This is a genomic window from Pseudomonas sp. C2B4 (assembly GCF_013359695.1).
GTDB lineage: Bacteria > Pseudomonadota > Gammaproteobacteria > Pseudomonadales > Pseudomonadaceae > Aquipseudomonas.
Genome location: NZ_JABFMU010000005.1, coordinates 51,335 through 68,043 on the forward strand (window position 1 = coordinate 51,335; position 16,709 = coordinate 68,043).

The 16,709-nt window shown below is 59.8% G+C and carries 17 protein-coding genes; 14 read left to right on the forward strand and 3 right to left on the reverse strand.

Translation table 11 applies throughout. The features are described from left to right. Nucleotides 1–25: 25 nt before the first annotated feature. The 4 genes from HNQ83_RS05755 to HNQ83_RS05770 all read left to right on the forward strand — a co-directional run bounded on the left by HNQ83_RS05755 (nucleotide 26) and on the right by HNQ83_RS05770 (nucleotide 3,807). Nucleotides 26–1,039: a sulfate ABC transporter substrate-binding protein gene (locus HNQ83_RS05755; protein WP_175388058.1), complete on the forward strand. Its 1,014-nt coding sequence runs from the start codon at nucleotides 26–28 to the stop codon at nucleotides 1,037–1,039. A 69-nt stretch (nucleotides 1,040–1,108) separates the two neighbouring features. Next, complete coding sequence (gene cysT, locus HNQ83_RS05760; RefSeq protein WP_175388059.1) at nucleotides 1,109–1,927, forward strand: sulfate ABC transporter permease subunit CysT; 819 nt, start codon at nucleotides 1,109–1,111, stop codon at nucleotides 1,925–1,927. A 13-nt stretch (nucleotides 1,928–1,940) separates the two neighbouring features. Further along, nucleotides 1,941–2,813, forward strand: a complete 873-nt coding sequence (cysW, locus tag HNQ83_RS05765) for a sulfate ABC transporter permease subunit CysW (RefSeq protein ID WP_008055400.1) — start codon at nucleotides 1,941–1,943, stop codon at nucleotides 2,811–2,813. A gap of 4 nt (nucleotides 2,814–2,817) precedes the next feature. Then, nucleotides 2,818–3,807 carry a sulfate/molybdate ABC transporter ATP-binding protein gene (locus tag HNQ83_RS05770; protein ID WP_175388060.1) on the forward strand — a complete coding sequence of 330 codons (990 nt, stop codon included), beginning with the start codon at nucleotides 2,818–2,820 and terminating at the stop codon, nucleotides 3,805–3,807. An 87-nt stretch (nucleotides 3,808–3,894) separates the two neighbouring features. On the opposite strand, the gene HNQ83_RS05775 is transcribed toward HNQ83_RS05770, so the two are convergent. Further along, complete coding sequence (locus HNQ83_RS05775; protein ID WP_175388061.1) at nucleotides 3,895–4,416, reverse strand: DUF962 domain-containing protein; 522 nt, start codon at nucleotides 4,414–4,416, stop codon at nucleotides 3,895–3,897. Between the two features lie 84 nt (nucleotides 4,417–4,500). Here HNQ83_RS05775 and HNQ83_RS05780 point away from each other — a divergent pair, with 84 nt between their 5' ends. Continuing rightward, nucleotides 4,501–5,187 (forward strand): Crp/Fnr family transcriptional regulator, encoded by a 687-nt coding sequence (locus tag HNQ83_RS05780; protein ID WP_175388062.1) that lies wholly within the window; start codon nucleotides 4,501–4,503, stop codon nucleotides 5,185–5,187. A gap of 170 nt (nucleotides 5,188–5,357) precedes the next feature. Here the strand turns inward: HNQ83_RS05780 and HNQ83_RS05785 are convergent, their stop codons facing one another. Next, nucleotides 5,358–6,362, reverse strand: coding sequence for an AraC family transcriptional regulator (locus HNQ83_RS05785; RefSeq protein WP_175388063.1), 1,005 nt, complete (start codon nucleotides 6,360–6,362; stop codon nucleotides 5,358–5,360). 100 nt (nucleotides 6,363–6,462) lie between these two features. Between HNQ83_RS05785 and HNQ83_RS05790 the strand changes: the two genes are divergently transcribed. The 9 genes from HNQ83_RS05790 to HNQ83_RS05830 all read left to right on the forward strand — a co-directional run bounded on the left by HNQ83_RS05790 (nucleotide 6,463) and on the right by HNQ83_RS05830 (nucleotide 15,485). Continuing rightward, entirely contained in the window at nucleotides 6,463–7,536 is a 1,074-nt protein-coding gene (locus HNQ83_RS05790; protein ID WP_175388064.1) for a fatty acid desaturase, read from the forward strand. A 500-nt stretch (nucleotides 7,537–8,036) separates the two neighbouring features. Then, entirely contained in the window at nucleotides 8,037–8,618 is a 582-nt protein-coding gene (locus tag HNQ83_RS05795; protein WP_175388065.1) for an alpha/beta hydrolase, read from the forward strand. A 51-nt stretch (nucleotides 8,619–8,669) separates the two neighbouring features. Beyond that, nucleotides 8,670–9,593 carry a sigma 54-interacting transcriptional regulator gene (locus HNQ83_RS05800; protein ID WP_175388066.1) on the forward strand — a complete coding sequence of 308 codons (924 nt, stop codon included), beginning with the start codon at nucleotides 8,670–8,672 and terminating at the stop codon, nucleotides 9,591–9,593. 271 nt (nucleotides 9,594–9,864) lie between these two features. Further along, nucleotides 9,865–10,647, forward strand: coding sequence for a MetQ/NlpA family ABC transporter substrate-binding protein (locus HNQ83_RS05805; RefSeq protein ID WP_007983099.1), 783 nt, complete (start codon nucleotides 9,865–9,867; stop codon nucleotides 10,645–10,647). A gap of 555 nt (nucleotides 10,648–11,202) precedes the next feature. Next, nucleotides 11,203–11,868, forward strand: a complete 666-nt coding sequence (locus tag HNQ83_RS05810; RefSeq protein ID WP_008148239.1) for an amino acid ABC transporter permease — start codon at nucleotides 11,203–11,205, stop codon at nucleotides 11,866–11,868. Further along, nucleotides 11,849–12,508, forward strand: coding sequence for an amino acid ABC transporter permease (locus HNQ83_RS05815; protein ID WP_175388067.1), 660 nt, complete (start codon nucleotides 11,849–11,851; stop codon nucleotides 12,506–12,508). Before HNQ83_RS05810 ends, HNQ83_RS05815 begins: the two co-directional genes overlap by 20 nt. Continuing rightward, on the forward strand, nucleotides 12,505–13,287 hold the full coding sequence (locus HNQ83_RS05820) for an amino acid ABC transporter ATP-binding protein (RefSeq protein ID WP_175388068.1): 783 nt from the start codon (nucleotides 12,505–12,507) through the stop codon (nucleotides 13,285–13,287). The genes HNQ83_RS05815 and HNQ83_RS05820 overlap by 4 nt, the downstream gene beginning before the upstream one ends. After that, nucleotides 13,284–14,165 carry a transporter substrate-binding domain-containing protein gene (locus HNQ83_RS05825; RefSeq protein WP_175388069.1) on the forward strand — a complete coding sequence of 294 codons (882 nt, stop codon included), beginning with the start codon at nucleotides 13,284–13,286 and terminating at the stop codon, nucleotides 14,163–14,165. Before HNQ83_RS05820 ends, HNQ83_RS05825 begins: the two co-directional genes overlap by 4 nt. Before the next feature lie 207 nt (nucleotides 14,166–14,372). Next, complete coding sequence (locus HNQ83_RS05830; protein WP_256668869.1) at nucleotides 14,373–15,485, forward strand: RHS repeat-associated core domain-containing protein; 1,113 nt, start codon at nucleotides 14,373–14,375, stop codon at nucleotides 15,483–15,485. A gap of 20 nt (nucleotides 15,486–15,505) precedes the next feature. On the opposite strand, the gene HNQ83_RS05835 is transcribed toward HNQ83_RS05830, so the two are convergent. Next, the gene (locus HNQ83_RS05835) at nucleotides 15,506–16,666 is read right to left on the reverse strand and encodes an AAA family ATPase (protein ID WP_175388070.1); all 1,161 of its coding nucleotides are present in this window, start codon (nucleotides 16,664–16,666) and stop codon (nucleotides 15,506–15,508) included. Nucleotides 16,667–16,709 lie beyond the last annotated feature (43 nt).

Sequence of the window (16,709 nt, forward strand, 5' to 3'; positions counted from 1 at the left end):
CTCAAGAATTCCAGGAGCTTTCACCATGTCGTCGATTCGCCATTTCGCTTTGGCCGCCCTGGCCAGTGCCCTGTTTGCCGGTACCGCGGTTGCCAAGGATTACGAGCTGCTTAACGTGTCGTACGACCCGACCCGCGAGCTGTATCAGGATTACAACGCCGAGTTCGTCAATTTCTGGAAGAAAAGCAATCCTGGCGACACCGTGAAAATCCAGCAATCCCACGGTGGCTCCGGCAAGCAGGGTCGTGCGGTGATCGATGGCCTGCGCGCCGACGTGGTGACCCTGGCCCTGGCCGGCGACATCGACGAAATCGCCAAGCTCGGCAAAACCCTGCCGGCCGACTGGCAGAAACGCCTGCCGGATGCCAGCACGCCCTACACCTCGACCATCGTGTTCCTGGTGCGCAAGGGCAACCCTAAAGGGATCAAGGACTGGGGTGATCTGGTCAAGAACGACGTATCGGTGATTACCCCGAACCCGAAAACCTCCGGTGGTGCGCGCTGGAACTTCCTCGCGGCCTGGGCTTATGGCCTGAAAGCCAATGGCGGTGACGAAGCCAAGGCCAAGGAGTATGTGCAAACCCTGTTCAAACACGTGCCAGTGCTGGACACCGGTGCTCGCGGTTCGACCATTACCTTCGTCAACAACGGTCAGGGAGACGTGTTGCTGGCCTGGGAAAACGAAGCCTTCCTGGCCCTGAAGGAAGATGGCGGCGCCGACAAGTTCGACATCGTCGTGCCTTCGCTGTCGATCCTCGCCGAGCCGCCAGTGGCCGTGGTCGACAAGAACGCCGAGAAAAAAGGCAACGAGCAAATCGCCGAGGCCTACCTCAAGCACCTGTACAGCCCGGCGGGCCAGGAAATTGCGGCGAAAAACTTCTATCGTCCACGTGACAAGGATGTCGCCGCCAAATACGCCCAGCAGTTCCCGAAACTGGATCTGGTGACCATCGATAAGGACTTCGGAGGCTGGAAAACCGCGCAGCCGAAATTCTTCAATGACGGCGGTGTATTCGACCAGATCTACCAGGCGCAGTAATCTTAAATAGCCATCAACGAGCCCCGGATTTACCTTCGGGGCTTTGTGCGTTCTCAACCAAGGACTTTTATGTCGCGTCGTATCTCCCCCGTCATACCCGGCTTCGGGCTGACGCTGGGCTACACCTTGGTGTACCTCAGCCTGATTGTGCTCATACCACTGGCGGCGATGTTCGTGCATGCCGCTCAACTCACCTGGGATCAGTTCTGGACGATCATCTCGGCGCCACGGGTTCTGGCGGCGCTGAAGCTGAGCTTTGGCACTGCGCTGTACGCCGCGATCATCAACGGCATCATCGGCACGCTGCTGGCCTGGGTGCTGGTGCGCTATACCTTCCCCGGACGCAAAATCATCGATGCGATGATCGATTTGCCCTTCGCGTTGCCCACCGCCGTGGCCGGTATTGCGCTGACCGCGCTGTACACCCCCACCGGGCTGGTCGGCCAGTTCGCGGCGGATCTGGGTTTCAAGATCGCTTACACCCCACTGGGCATCACCCTTGCCCTCACTTTTGTGACCCTTCCATTCGTGGTACGTACCGTACAGCCCGTTTTGGCTGATATTCCACGGGAAGTGGAAGAAGCGGCCGCGTGCCTGGGGGCGAAACCCTGGCAGGTCGCTCGTCATATCCTGTTGCCCGCACTGCTGCCGGCCTGGCTCACCGGTTTCGCGCTGGCCTTTGCCCGCGGGGTCGGCGAGTACGGTTCGGTGATTTTCATCGCCGGCAACATGCCGATGAAAACCGAGATCCTGCCGCTGCTGATCATGGTCAAGCTCGACCAGTACGATTACACCGGCGCTACCTCCATTGGTGTACTGATGCTGGTGGTTTCCTTCATTCTGTTGCTGCTGATCAACTTGCTGCAGCGACGCATCGAAACCCCATAAGGAGGCGCAGAACATGTCCCAATCGTCTATTGCTGCCGCTTCCTCGGCCAACGCTGCCCGCCGTGGCAGTGCCACCTCGCGACGCATTCTGATCGGCCTTGGCTGGCTGATTTTTGCGCTGTTCCTGTTGCTGCCGCTGTTTATCGTGGTGTCCCAGGGTTTGAAGAATGGCCTGGGCGCGTTTTTCACGGCGATCTTCGAGCCTGATGCACTGTCAGCCTTGAAGCTCACGGTGATTGCGGTGCTGATTTCGGTGCCGCTGAACCTGGTGTTCGGTGTCAGTGCCGCGTGGTGCGTGAGCAAATACTCGTTCCGTGGCAAGAGCATGCTGGTGACCCTGATCGACTTGCCGTTCTCGGTATCGCCGGTGATCGCCGGTCTGGTCTATGTGCTGATGTTCGGCGCTCAGGGCCTGTTCGGTCCGTGGCTGCAGGATCACGACATCCAGATCGTCTTCGCCTTGCCGGGCATCGTGCTGGCGACGATTTTCGTCACCGTGCCGTTCGTGGCTCGCGAGCTGATCCCGCTGATGCAGGAGCAGGGCACTCAGGAAGAAGAGGCCGCGCGCCTGCTCGGGGCCAATGGCTGGCAGATGTTCTGGCATGTCACCGTGCCCAACATCAAATGGGGTTTGATCTATGGCGTGGTGCTGTGCACGGCGCGGGCCATGGGTGAGTTCGGTGCGGTGTCGGTGGTGTCCGGGCACATTCGCGGGGTGACCAACACCTTGCCGCTGCACGTCGAGATCCTCTACAACGAATACAACCACGTGGCCGCGTTCGCCGTGGCGAGCCTGTTGCTGATCCTGGCGCTCTTCATCCTGCTGCTCAAGCAGTGGAGCGAAAACCGTATTAACCGCCTGCGCGCCAGCGCCGCGGAGGAATGATTTCATGTCGATCGAAGTGCGTAATGTCAGCAAGAATTTTCATGCGTTCAAGGCGCTGGACAACATCAGCCTGGACATCCAGAGCGGCGAGCTGGTAGCCCTGCTCGGCCCGTCCGGTTGCGGCAAGACCACGCTGCTGCGAATCATCGCCGGCCTGGAAACGCCGGATCAGGGCAACATCGTGTTCCACGGCGAAGACGTTTCCGGCCACGATGTGCGTGATCGCAACGTCGGTTTCGTGTTCCAGCACTACGCTTTGTTCCGTCACATGACGGTGTTCGACAACGTTGCGTTCGGCCTGCGCATGAAGCCGAAGAACCAACGCCCGAGCGAAAGCCAGATCGCGACCAAGGTCCACGAACTGTTGAACATGGTGCAGCTGGACTGGCTGTCGGATCGCTACCCGGAACAACTCTCCGGTGGCCAGCGTCAACGTATCGCCCTGGCTCGCGCCCTGGCGGTCGAACCGAAAGTGCTGCTGCTCGACGAACCCTTCGGCGCCCTCGACGCCAAGGTCCGCAAGGAACTGCGCCGCTGGCTGGCGCGGCTGCACGAAGACATCAACCTGACGTCGGTGTTTGTGACCCACGACCAGGAAGAAGCGATGGAAGTGGCCGACCGCATCGTGGTGATGAACAAGGGTGTGATCGAGCAGATCGGTTCGCCGGGCGATGTCTACGAAAATCCGGCCAGCGATTTCGTTTATCACTTCCTCGGTGACTCGAACCGGCTGCATTTGGGCGAAGACAAGCACGTGTTGTTCCGCCCGCACGAAGTGTCGCTGTCACGGCATGAACTGGAAGATCACCATGCGGCCGAAGTGCGGGATATCCGGCCGTTGGGCGCGACGACCCGGGTGACGCTGAAGGTGGAAGGGCAGACTGATTTGATCGAAGCCGAAGTGGTGAAGGATCACGACAGCCTGATCGGTCTGGCCAAGGGCGAGACGCTGTTCTTCAAGCCCAAGGTCTGGCAGAAAGTCGCCAACATCTAAGATCAAAAGCTTCGCGAGCAAGCCCGCTCCCACAGGTTTTGTGTATAACACAGATCCTGTGGGAGCGAGCCTGCTCGCGAAGGCGATCTAAGCAGCAGCGCGATTCGGATTAATCCGCACACCCCCCGCCCGCGCCTCGATCTGCTCTTTGAGCTCATGCCGCAACCCCAACATGAACGCCAGTTCGGCCACCACAAACAGCGGCCCGACAATCAACCCCGACACATCATCGACAAACGCCGGTTTGCGCCCTTCGTAGTGATGGCCGACAAACTGGATCGCCCAGCCCACCACAAACATCCCCAGGCCGCTCGCGAGCCAGACCAGCGTGCTTTGCTGCGCCAGCACCTGACCGGCCCACACGCACAGCCCCAGCAGCACCGTCATCAGCACCCCGAGGCGAAGCTCCAGGCGTAGGTAGAACCACGCCGATGCCAGCGACACCAGCACCGCCGGTGAAAGCCAGCCCCCGGCCCATTGGGGGCGGGACAGCAACACAGCCACTGCCACGACGATCAGCGGAATACCGACGAAGTGGGTGGCGATGTTGCGCGGATCACGGTGGTAGGCGGCATATTGACTGAGATGGTCAACGAGGCTTTTTTTCATTGTTATTCCTCCTGTAGGGTGACTGATCTTGCCTCGGGGCCATTTTTTGCTCTGTCGGCCAGGCGACAATCTCTAGGAGTTTTCATGGATATGCAGGTCTGGCGTGCGCGCCTGATGCGCGGTCAGTGGTTCAGTCATCTGCCTGTTTCCCTACAGGATAGTCTGCTGACTGCCGCGCGGGTGCGGCACTTGTCTGCGGGGCAGCGCCTGTTCCAGCGTGGCGATCCACCTTGCGGCCTGTATGCGGTGCTCGAAGGCGCGGTGCGTATCGGTGCCGTGAACGAACAGGGCAAGGAGGCATTGCTGGGCCTGGTGGAACCGCCGCACTGGTTCGGTGAGATCTGCCTGTTCGATGGCCAGCCACGTACCCACGATGCCTTTGCCGCGGGCCAGTGCACGCTGTTGCACATCCCGCAGACCGCGCTGCTCGCCTTGCTGGACCAACAACCGGCGCACTGGCGGCAACTGGCGTTGCTGATGAGCCAGAAACTGCGCATGACCTTCATCAATCTCGAACAGCTGAGCCTGATGCCGGCCCCTGCACGGCTGGCGCATCGTTTGCTGATGATCGCCGAAGGCTACGGCCAGCTCGACGAACCGCGCCGCATCCTGCAACTGCCGCAGGAGCAGTTGGCATCGATGCTGTCGCTGTCGCGCCAGACCACCAATCAGATCCTCAAGGAATTGCAGGGGCAGGGGATCATCGGGCTGAGTTACGGCGAAATTGAAATCCTTGATGCCGCGCGATTGCGGGCGTTGGCGACGATCTGACGATGGTGGAGTGTCAGCAGGTTTGGTTGCTGATTGATCCGGCCTCTTCGCGGGCAAGCCCGCTCCCACAGGGTTTTAGGTTGATCACAAAACCGTGATTCACCCAGATCACTGTGGGAGCGAGCCTGCTCGCGAAGAGGCCAGCCCAGACCCCCAAAAATCCTGATCCCTCAGCGCAACCCATCCCGAAACTGCCCCGGCGTCATCCCCGTCCAGCGCTTGAACGCCCGGCTGAAACTGCTGGTATCGGCAAACCCCAGCAGATAACTGATCTCACTCAGCGACACCTGTGGATCGCGCAGGTGCAGCAGCGCCAGGTTCTCGCGGCTTTCGTTGAGCAGCGTATCAAACCGACAACCCTCATCCGCCAAATGTCGTTGCAGGCTGCGCAGGCTCAGGTGCAGGGCCTTGGCGATGTGTTCGGCGCTGGGTTCGCCTTCCGGCAATTGCTCTTCGATGGCGTCGCGGACCTTGCGCTCCCAGGTCAGCGGCTTGAGCTGCGCCAGGGTGCGCTTGAGCACCGTTTCGTTGTGTTCGGCCAGCTCCGGGTTGGCGTCGTCCAGGTGGCTGTCGAAATCGATGAATGCGAACTCCAGCCGATCCTCGTTGGCGCCGAAATGCACCGGCGAGCGGAACACCTTGTGCCACTGGTGCGCATCCGCCGGTTCCGGGCGGCGCAGGTACACCGCCAGCGGTGCGTAATCGCGACCCAGGCGGTTGCGGCACGTGCGCACGTAAATGGCCGTGAAGGCATCGATGGCTTCGAAGGCCGGGGCGAGGTTGCCCGGGGGGATTTTCAGGCGGAAGTGGTAGCGGTCTTCAGCACGGGTCAGCTCCAGTTCCAGGGCATCGCTCACCACTTGGTGATAGCGCACGATGCGTTCGAACACCTCGCGCAAACTGCCGCTGGCCACCAGCGCATAGCCCAGGGCGTGAAAGGTGGTGGGGCTGACGAAACGCGAGACGCGCAAGCCGATCGCCGGGTCGCCGCTGGCCTGCACCGCCAGTTCCCACAGGCGTGTGGTCCCTGATAGCGGATAGCGGGCGTTCGGGTCGTCCATCAGTTGCGGGTCGAGCCCGGCTTGCTGGCACAGCGCGGTGCTGTCGAGGCCCAGGGCATCGAGTTGCTTGCGCAGAGCGCGGGTCCAGCTGGCGAGGGAGGTCGGTTCAGTCATGCTGATTGGCGCTTCCGGTCAACAGGTTGGCGTTCACGGCTACCGCTACAGGATGACGCAGCAGGCAGGATGCGAACATCAATAACCAGAGGATGGAAGCATGCATGGTACTTCTGCAAGTCCCCAGCGACTGAATGCAACTCAACGCTCGGCCCATATTCGTGAAGTGGTGCTGGCCAAGGGCGTGGAATTGCGCGAGCGCTACCCGATTCTCAAACACCAGGATGCCCTGGGTGCGGGCATTCTGGCCTTCGCGTTGGCCGGGATGATCGGCTCGGCGGCGCTCTACATGACGGGGCATTTGCCGTGGTGGGCGTGCCTGCTCCTCAATGGATTTTTCGCTTCGCTGACCCATGAGCTGGAGCATGACCTGATTCACAGCATGTACTTCCGCAAGCAGCGAGTGCCGCACAACCTGATGATGGGCCTGGTCTGGCTGGCGCGACCGAGCACCATCAACCCGTGGATTCGCCGCCATCTGCACCTCAACCATCACAAGGTCTCCGGCACGGAAACCGATATGGAAGAGCGGGCGATCACCAACGGCGAACCCTGGGGCATCGCCCGGTTACTGATGGTCGGCGACAACATGATGTCGTCGTTTATCCGCTTGCTGCGAGCGAAAACCCGGGCGCAAAAAATCAGCATCATCCAGCGCACCTTGAAGGTCTACGCACCGCTGGCGCTGGTGCATTGGGGGGCGTGGTACGTGTTCCTGGGCTTCCATGCCATCAATGGCGTCGCCCATCTGCTGGGCATGCCGATTGAATGGTCGGCGGCCACCTTGTCGGTGATGCAGGTCATCGATATCGCCGCCGTGGTGATCATCGGCCCGAACGTGTTGCGCACGTTTTGCCTGCATTTCATCAGCTCGAACATGCATTACTACGGCGACGTGGAGCCGGGCAACGTGATGCAACAGTGCCAGGTGCTGAACCCATGGTGGCTGTGGCCGTTGCAGGCGTTCTGCTTCAACTTCGGCAGCACCCACGGCATCCATCATTTCGTTGTGAAGGAACCGTTCTACATTCGCCAGATGACGGCGCCGGTGGCGCATAAAGTGATGCGTGAGATGGGCGTGCGCTTCAATGATTTCGGCACGTTTGGCCGGGCCAACCGATTTGAGCGCAAGGCGACGGCGGAGTCGCAGCCGGTGCGTGCCGCTCAGGTTTGAGTCATGCATTCGGCCCGGAAAACTCAGGTGCAAAGGTGTTCGTCATCAAATTGACCCAAAGGGACGCTACGGTGTGATGCAAGCAACGATGAGGGCGGTTGCCGTGGGGGTAAACGGCTTATGCAATTAAGGTCTATTAAAGTAATTAAATATTCCTTTATTGGATAACCGATTTCGCCAATCATCAGCTTCAGAGTTGTTGATCAGCGCTGACAGAATCTGAGTTTTCCGGGGCCGTCTCCTTGGCAGGGTGCGGTCCCTTTTTTATTCCCCCCGAAAAACCACCACCGACCCTTGTGGGAGCGAGCCTGCTCGCGAAGGGGCCGTGTCAGTCAACCGTGATGACAACTGACAGACCGCTTTCGCGAGCAGGCTCGCTCCCACAATGGTCGCGCCATATATTCGATATAGGTCTTAATAAATAGCTTCTTATTCCTTAACGAATATAAATCTCCTCCCTATACTCGACCGGGAACAGACACGCAGCAGGAGAGTTCCCCATGCGCAACGAATCAATTCGCTACCTGATTGTGCCGGGCTGGCAAGGATCGCCAGAAGATCATTGGCAAAGCCACTGGCAGAACAGTCTGCCGAACAGCGCACGGGTGGAGCAGGCTGACTGGCTCACGCCGCGCCGTGAAGACTGGGTCGCGGCGCTGGCCGAGGCGATTGCCGCTGATAGCACGCCGGTGATTCTGATTGCCCACAGCCTGGGCTGCATCACCGTCGCCCATTGGGCGGCGACGGCGCCATTGCCGTTTCTGCGTCAGGTACGCGGTGCTTTGCTGGTCGCCCCGGCTGACGTCGAGCGTCCGGCCTGCGCGCCGGCGCTGCGCAACTTTGCGCCGATTCCTACCGACTTGTTGCCGTTTCCGAGCCAGGTCGTCAGCTCCGACAACGACGCCGCCGTGAGTGCGCCGCGGGCGCTGGAGCTGGCGCGTCACTGGGGTGCTGAGGCGGGGATTCTGTCGGGCGCCGGGCACATCAATGTGAAGTCCGGCCACCAACGCTGGGAACAGGGTTTTGCCTATCTCTATCGCCTGCAAAACCGCATGGAACACCACGCCCTGCGCCGTGCTTGAACCTTTTTTTAACGCCCCCCGTCTCCCGGCGGTTTTGGGCGGGAGACTGCCATGAGCTTTGAAACCTTCGGTCAGCCGCTGCTGACCTTTCCCGACGCCGAAAAGAGTCCCCTGAGCATCCGCGCCAAGGCGCTGGTGTTCGTTGATCCACGTTCGCGGCAATTGCGCCAGGAACTGGAGCAACTGGCGCCGCGTTCGATCTCGGTGCTGATCCGTGGTGAAACCGGCACCGGCAAGGAGTTGCTGGCGCGGCACATCCATCGCGCCAGTGATCGCGGCGGGTTGTTCGTCTCGGTCAATTGCGGCGCGATCAGCCCTACCTACGCCGATGCCGAATTGTTCGGTTATGCCGCCGGCAGTTTCAGCGGATCGGCCAGCAGCCGTGCCGGCTGGTTTGGTTCGGCCAACGGCGGCACCTTGTACCTGGACGAGATCGGCGACTTGCCGCTGCCGATTCAGATCAAATTGCTCGCTGCCCTGGAAAACCACGAAGTCACCCGCGTCGGCGCGCATCAGCCAAGTCCGGTGGACGTGCGTCTGGTCGCCGCCACCAGCATCGACCTGGCCCAGGCTGTCGCCGCCGGTAAATTCCATGAACGGCTCTACCACTACCTCAGCGAAGGCCAGCTCGAACTGCCGGCGCTGCGTGAGCGGGTGGGCGACATCTTGTCGTTGGCCGAATACTTCCTCGGTATCTACAGCCAGCGTCTGGACCTGCCGGTCCCGCTGATCAGCGAGGCCGCGCAGCGGGTGCTGGAACGCCACAGTTGGCCGGGCAATACCCGGGAGCTGGAAAACGTCATTCACTTTGCGCTGCTGGTCAGCACTGGTGACGAGATTTTGCCGGAGCATTTGAATCTGCCGGATGAAGGCCTGAAGCAGATCGAACAGCAGCTCAAGCAGATTCTTGGCAATGCTACCGACACCGAAAAAGGCGCTTTGAAACAATTACTTAAGGACACTGGCCTCCTGTAGGAGCGAGCTCGCTCGCGAAAAACCAGAGATCGCCACGGGGTACCAGACTTCCAGCGTTATCGTTCACGACCATCGCGAGCGAGCTCGCTCCTACAGGGAAGCTGCGGGCTAGAGCTGTATGAACAAAATGGAATATGAAAGTGAATAAAAGATATTGTTCGGGAATAAAAAATCCCGGTATTGTCCGCATCACGCCAGCGATAGCACTTCACTGGCACTCGTATTAATAGCCGTCGCCACAAGCGACTGTGATTTTCGATAAGGACACTGCATGAAAAAGGTTCTGTTGTTCACCGCACTGGCGGCTGCCCTGACCGCGGGCCTGGCCCAGGCTGGCGAGAAACTGGTGGTTGCGGCAACCCCGATTCCACACGCCGAGATTCTCGAACTGATCAAGCCAACCCTCGCCAAAGAAGGCGTGGACCTGGAAATCAAAGTCTTCACCGACTACGTTCAGCCGAACGTGCAGGTCGACCAGAAGCGTCTGGACGCCAACTACTTCCAGACCCTGCCGTACCTGAAGAGCTTCAACGAAGGCAAAGGCACTCATCTGGAAACCGTGATCGGTGTTCACGTTGAACCGTTCGGTGGCTACTCGAAGAAAGTCAAAACCCTGGCCGAGCTTAAAGATGGCGCCACCATTGCCATCCCTAACGAAGGCAGCAACAGCGGCCGTGCCCTGATCCTGCTGCAGAAGGCTGGCCTGATCGAGTTGAAAGACCCGAAGAACGCCCTGGCAACGCCGAAAGACATCGCCAAGAACCCGCACAACTTCAAGTTCAAGGAGCTTGAATCCGCCATGCTGCCGCGTGTGCTGGATCAGGTCGACCTGGACATGATCAACACCAACTACGCGCTGGAAGCGGGCCTGAACCCGGCTAAAGACGCGCTGGTGATCGAGGGCGCTGATTCGCCTTACGTGAACTTCCTGGTGGCTCGTCCGGACAACAAGGACAGCGTCGCCATCCAGAAACTGGCCAAGGCCTTGACCAGCCCGGAAGTGAAAGCATTCATCGAGAAGAAGTACAGCGGCGCGGTACTGCCGGCGTTCTGATTCTTCAGGAAAACCCCTTCAAGGTTTCCAACGCCGACGGCTGATGCAGCGTCGGCGTTTTTTTGCGTCCGCTATTCCTGTGGGAGCGAGCCTGTTCGCGAAGAGGCCGTGTCAGTCGACATTGATGCTGAATGATAGGCCGCCTTCGCGAGCAGGCTCGCTCCCACAGGAGTTCACTCAGGCCGCCCTGGCCTTCAACGCCCTGCGCAACGCTACGAGCAACTTGACGATGTCCTGCGGATTCATCCGTTGCGGCACTTTCACGTCTGCCATTTTTCTCTTCCTTGTGAGGGTTCGGCCGGGGAGTCTGGCCAAAAGCGGTCCGTCCTTGGAGGGGCAATTCGAAAAAAAGATCCTTCCTACGGGCGCAAGGAAAATAGCTGTCTTACGCCACCTCGGCAAATTTGGCGGGATAGTTTTTTGCGTGATATCAATATGATTTAACGGTATTTAAATTCTTGTTTTTATACCTTTAAAGTTGGTGCTTGCCGGGCCTTTACCCATGGCCTGTGGACTGCACCACCGTCGCTTACCGAGCGGCGTCCAGGATGTTCAATGAACTTCGATTACGCTTTTATCCTCAGCACCTTGCCGGCGTTTCTCAAGGCCGTGGGCGTGACGCTGCAGGTCGGATTCATCGCCATCGGCACCTCGCTGCTGGTGGCCCTGATCAACGCGACGATTCTGGTGTTTCGCACGCCATACCTGCAGCGACTGGTCGGCCTCTATGTCGAACTTGCGCGCAACACGCCGCTGCTGATCCAGCTGTTCTTCGTCTACTTCGCCTTGCCGGCGCTGGGCATCAAGGTCTCGGGGTTTGCCGCGGCGATCATCACCATGACCTTCCTCGGCGGCGCTTATCTCACTGAAGTACTGCGTGCCGGCGTGGACGCCGTGCCCCAGGCGCAACTGGAATCCGGTCGCTCCATCGGCCTCTCTCACGGGCAATTGCTGCGCTACGTGATCCTGCCGCAGGCCGGCATCCTCAGCCTGCCGTCGTTGTTCGCCAATTTCATTTTCCTGCTCAAGGAAACCACCGTGGTCTCGGCGGTGGCGGTGCCGGAAATCCTCTACACCACCAAGAGCTACATCGCGCTCTACTACAAAACCTACGAAATGCTCGCCGTGCTGACGCTGATTTGCGTGCTGCTGTTCCTGCCGTTGTCGCTGTTGCTCAGCCGCCTGGAAAGGAGGCTCCAGCATGGCCAGTTCGGGTCTTGAGTTGTTGTGGGTGTCGTTGCCGCAACTGGGCAAGGGCGCTGCGCAAACCCTGTCGATTTCTTTCCTGAGCATCGCCATCAGCACCGTCGGCGGCGTGTTCTACGGCGTGTTGCGCACGCTCAACGTGACGTGGTTGAACGCCATGTTGCGGGTCTATCTGGAACTGTTCCGGGCGATTCCGGTGCTGGTCTGGCTGTATTTGCTGTTTTTCGGCCTGCCGATCTTTTTTGGCCTGAGCATTCCGAGTTTCTGGTGCGCGGTGCTGGTGCTGTCGCTGTGGGCTGCCAGTGAGGTCGGCGAAGTGGTACGCGGCGCGCTGCATTCGTTGCCGCGAGGCCAGCGAGAAGCGGGGTTGTCGCTCGGTCTGGAGGGGCCGCAACTCTACTGGTACGTGCTGCTGCCCCAAGCGCTCAAACGCATGACGCCGCCGACCATCAACGTCTACACGCGGATCATCAAGACCAGCTCCCTGGCGGTGCTGATCGGTGTGGTGGACGTGATCAAGGTCGGCCAGCAAATCATCGAGCGCACCTACGAATCGGTGCTGATCTACGGCGCGCTGTTCCTGTTTTTCTTCTTCATCTGCTACCCGTTGTCGGCCGCCTCGCGTGTGCTGGAGCGGCGCTGGACGCAAGCATGAACGCATTGATCGAGTTCAAGGGTTTCAACAAATTCTTCGGCGAGCAGCAGGTGCTCAAGGGCATCGACCTGAGCGTGAAGGCGGGTGAAGTCATCGTCATTCTCGGGCCCAGCGGCTGCGGCAAAAGCACCTTGTTGCGCTGCCTCAATGGACTGGAAGCCGCCCACAGCGGCAGCCTGAGATTTGCCGGTCGTGAACTGCTGGACACGTCCACCGACTGGCGCGAAGTGCGGCAGCAGATCGGCATGGTGTTCCAGAGTTATCACCTGTTCCCGCACATGAGCGTGCTCGACAACCTGCTGCTCGGCCCGCTCAAAGTACAGAAGCGCGAGCGCCACGAAGCCCGCGCACAGGCCGAAGCCTTGCTGGAGCGCGTGGGCCTGGCGGACAAGCGTGATGCCTTTCCACGGCAGCTCTCCGGCGGCCAGCAACAACGCATCGCCATCGTCCGTTCGTTGTGCATGAACCCCCGGGTCATGCTGTTCGATGAAGTCACCGCCGCCCTCGATCCGGAAATGGTCAAGGAGGTGCTGGAAGTCATTCAGGGCCTGGCCCGCGAGGGCATGACCCTGTTGATCGTCACCCACGAAATGGCCTTCGCCCGCGCCGTGGCCGATCGCATCGTGTTCATGGATGCCGGGCGCATCCTTGAGCAAAACGCTCCCGAGATCTTCTTTACGAACCCGCAAACCGCACGAGCGCAGCAGTTCCTGGAGAAATTCTCCTACGTCGCCGCACTACCCAAATCGACTCAAACAAAGGAACTGGAACTGCCATGAAAACTGCCAAGTCTTCACTCTTGCTTCTGCCACTGCTGGGCCTTGCACTGCTGGCCGGCTGCAACAAAACCGAAGAACCGGCCAAGCCGAAAGTCGCCAGCGAAAGCACCGCGCCCAGCGGTTACCTGGAAAAAATCAAGGCGCGGGACAAGCTGATCGTGGGCGTCTTCACCGACAAGCCGCCATTCGGCTTCGTCAACGAGGCCGGTCGCTACGTGGGCTTCGATACCGACATCGGCCGTCAATTCGCCAAGGATCTGCTGGGCGATGAAAACAAGGTCGAGTTCGTAGCCGTGGAGCCGGCCAGCCGTATTCCGTTCCTGCAAAGCGACAAGGTCGACCTGATCCTCGCCAACATGACCGTCACCCCGGAGCGCAAGGAAGCGGTGGACTTCACCAACCCCAACCTCAAGGTGGCAGTGCAGGCGCTGGTGCCTGCGGACAGCGCGGTGAAAAAACTCGATGACCTGGCGACCCGCACCACCATCGTCACCACCGGCACCACGGCCGACATCTGGCTGACCAAGAACCACCCGGACTGGAAACTGCTGAAGTTTGAGAAAAACTCCGAGTCCCTGCAGGCGCTGGCCAATGGTCGTGGCGATGCTTACGCGCAAGACAATCTGGTGCTGTTCAGCTGGGCCAAGCAGAACCCTGGCTACCGCGTGCTCGAGCAGAAACTCGGCGCCGAAGCACCGATTGCACCGGCGGTGAAGAAGGGCAACATCGAGCTGCGCGACTGGGTCAATGCCGAGTTGGCGAAGTTGGGTGAAGACAAGTACCTGCTCAAGCTGTACGACCAGTACGTGCGCAAGGAACTGAGCGATGACACCAAGCCTGAGAGCGTGATTGTCGAGGGTGGGAAGTGGCAGGGGTGATTCACTGACCTTGTGGCCGCCTTCGCGAGCAGTCTCGCTCCCACATTGGATCTGTGTCGTTCATACAATCCCTGAGGGCGCGAACCTGTTCGCGAAGCTTTTCAGGCAATGCTCACACGCTCGTCCATCTGATACCTAGCAGTTCTGCTAGGTGTGCGAACGCCACGACCGGTGCAAGCTAAGCACTGCACGGGGAGGGTGTCTTGCATGAGCGCGTCAAAAACCACGATCTGTCACTACCACTACGATGCGCTGGATCGGTTGACCGGAATGGACCGTACAGGGCAGGAAAAGCTGCAGCGGTTTTACTGTCGCGACCAACTGGCGAGCGATCTTCAAGGATCCTCCAGTCAAAGCGTATTTCGGCATGGCAGGCAATCGCTGGCCTTGAAAGCGCGTGAAGGGGATGACATCAACTGTCAGCTGCTGACCATTGATCAACAGGGTTCGGTCTTGCAAGTCACCGATGCTGCTGGATCGGTGCAGCAGGCCTATACGGCTTACGGTAGTAGGTGGGTTGAAAGTGGTTCCGGCAGTCTTCTGGGGTTCACCGGCGAAGCGGTCGATCCGGTGACGGGGCATTATTTACTGGGCAATGGCCACCGGGCATTCAACCCTGTATTGATGCGTTTCAACAGCCCGGATCGATTGAGCCCTTTTGGGCGGGGTGGGCTTAATACCTATGCGTATTGTTTGGGCGACCCCATAAATCTCAGTGACCCGACAGGGCGGTTTGCCGAGATTGGCCGTTTGATCTCAAGCGTCTTGGGCCTGTCGAACACAGGGCTAGGCATGACCCGTCCCATCCCGGCCTTTAATTTAGCCAAGGATGCTTTGCTATTGGGTGCTGTGAGGAAGTTGCCACCCAAACAGGGTTTTTTGGCAACAAGCACGGTGGTGGCCAGTGGTGCGATATTGGCAACCAGTGTGGTGGGGGTTGGCGGCGCTGTTACGGCCATCACCGGGGACCCTGAGGCGGGCGCAATACTGGGGTTTGTCGCTTTAGGGCTGACAGCGTTGGCGTTCGGATCGAGAGTGGGTACTTATTGGGCTGCGAGAGATCCTAGGGCTGAGGCTGGCTTGAGGAGTTTTGTGCAGAATAAGGGGCAGGTAATCCCACCGACACCGACTGCTTCACCTCGCCCTTCCTTGCCGTCTATCGAGCCCTCGGCTCCACCTCCCACACCCGGACCGATCGGCTCTGAAGGGTTCCAATCTTCAGCGGGCCTTCAGCGAAAGGCTAACTTCTTGACCACGCAGCTCGACAGGCAACTCGAGATTTTGAAGAATGCCAAACACATTCGCCGAAATTCCATTTAGTACTGCGTGTAACCGGTCGATCAATCTGGCCAATACCACGCCGGCTCATCCAGCATCCGCTGCCCGACGATCCCGGTCTGCCCGAGGTTTTTCTCCAGCATGATGCAATTGCATTCCGGGTCTTCTTGCAGCGCCGAAATCAGTCGCCGGGCATGGGACACCACCCACACCTGACACTGTTCCGAGGCGCGAATGATCAAGCGGGCCAACGCCGGCAACAGATCCGGATGCAGACTGGTTTCCGGTTCGTTCAGCACCATCAATGTCGGCGGCCGGGGCGTCAACAATGCCGCCACCAACAGCAAATACCGCAACGTCCCGTCCGACAACTCAGCCGCTGACAACGGCCGCAGCAAACCTTCTTGATAAAACTCGATGGCAAAACGTCCGCCGGCCAGCGGCTGGATGTGCAGTCGCGCGCCGGGAAAGGCATCGCTGATGGCGGCCTGCAGTGCCTCGGGATCGCCGATTTCGATGATGGTCTGCAACGCCGCCGCCAGATCCCTGCCGTCGTGATGCAGCACTGGCGTGCGGGTGCCCAGTTGCGGTTGGCGCACCGGGGCATCGGCGTCGCTGCGAAAGTGATCGTAGAAGCGCCAGCGACGGATGAATTCGCGCATCTGCAGGACTTCCGGCGAAGAACGCAGGCTGCCAACCTGGTCGAACAGGCTGTCGAACGCCGGTGTGTGTTGAGCCAGCACGTCCCAGCTACGGTTGGCCCGGGCGCGGATCATCGGGCCGTCGCGATCTACCAGCAGGCTGGCCGGGCGGTAGAAGGGACCGGACCAGATGCATTCCTTTTTGATTTCCGGGTCCAGGGAGAACGCTGACCGGCTGGGCTCCGGCAGTCCGAGGGCAATCGAATAGCTGAAATCCTCTCCGGCAAACCCCAGGCGCAGGCGTTTGGGGCCATGCCTTACGGTCGACTCAATCGGCACTTCGCCATTTCGCATGCGTCGCGAGAGGGTTTCCGGACCGGCCCAAAAGGTCGAATCCAGCCCACCCTCGCGGGCCAGCGCATTGACCACCCCACCCTGGGCGGTTTCCGCCAGCAGGCGCAGCGCACGGTAGAGGTTGGATTTGCCGCTGCCGTTGGGGCCCGTGATCAGGTTCAGCCGACCCAGCGGGATGACGAGTTTGTTGATGGAGCGATAATTGGCCACTGCCAGTGTGTTGAGCATGAAAAACGTTCTCTGGGGCCTGGAAATGGCATCACGATAGTCG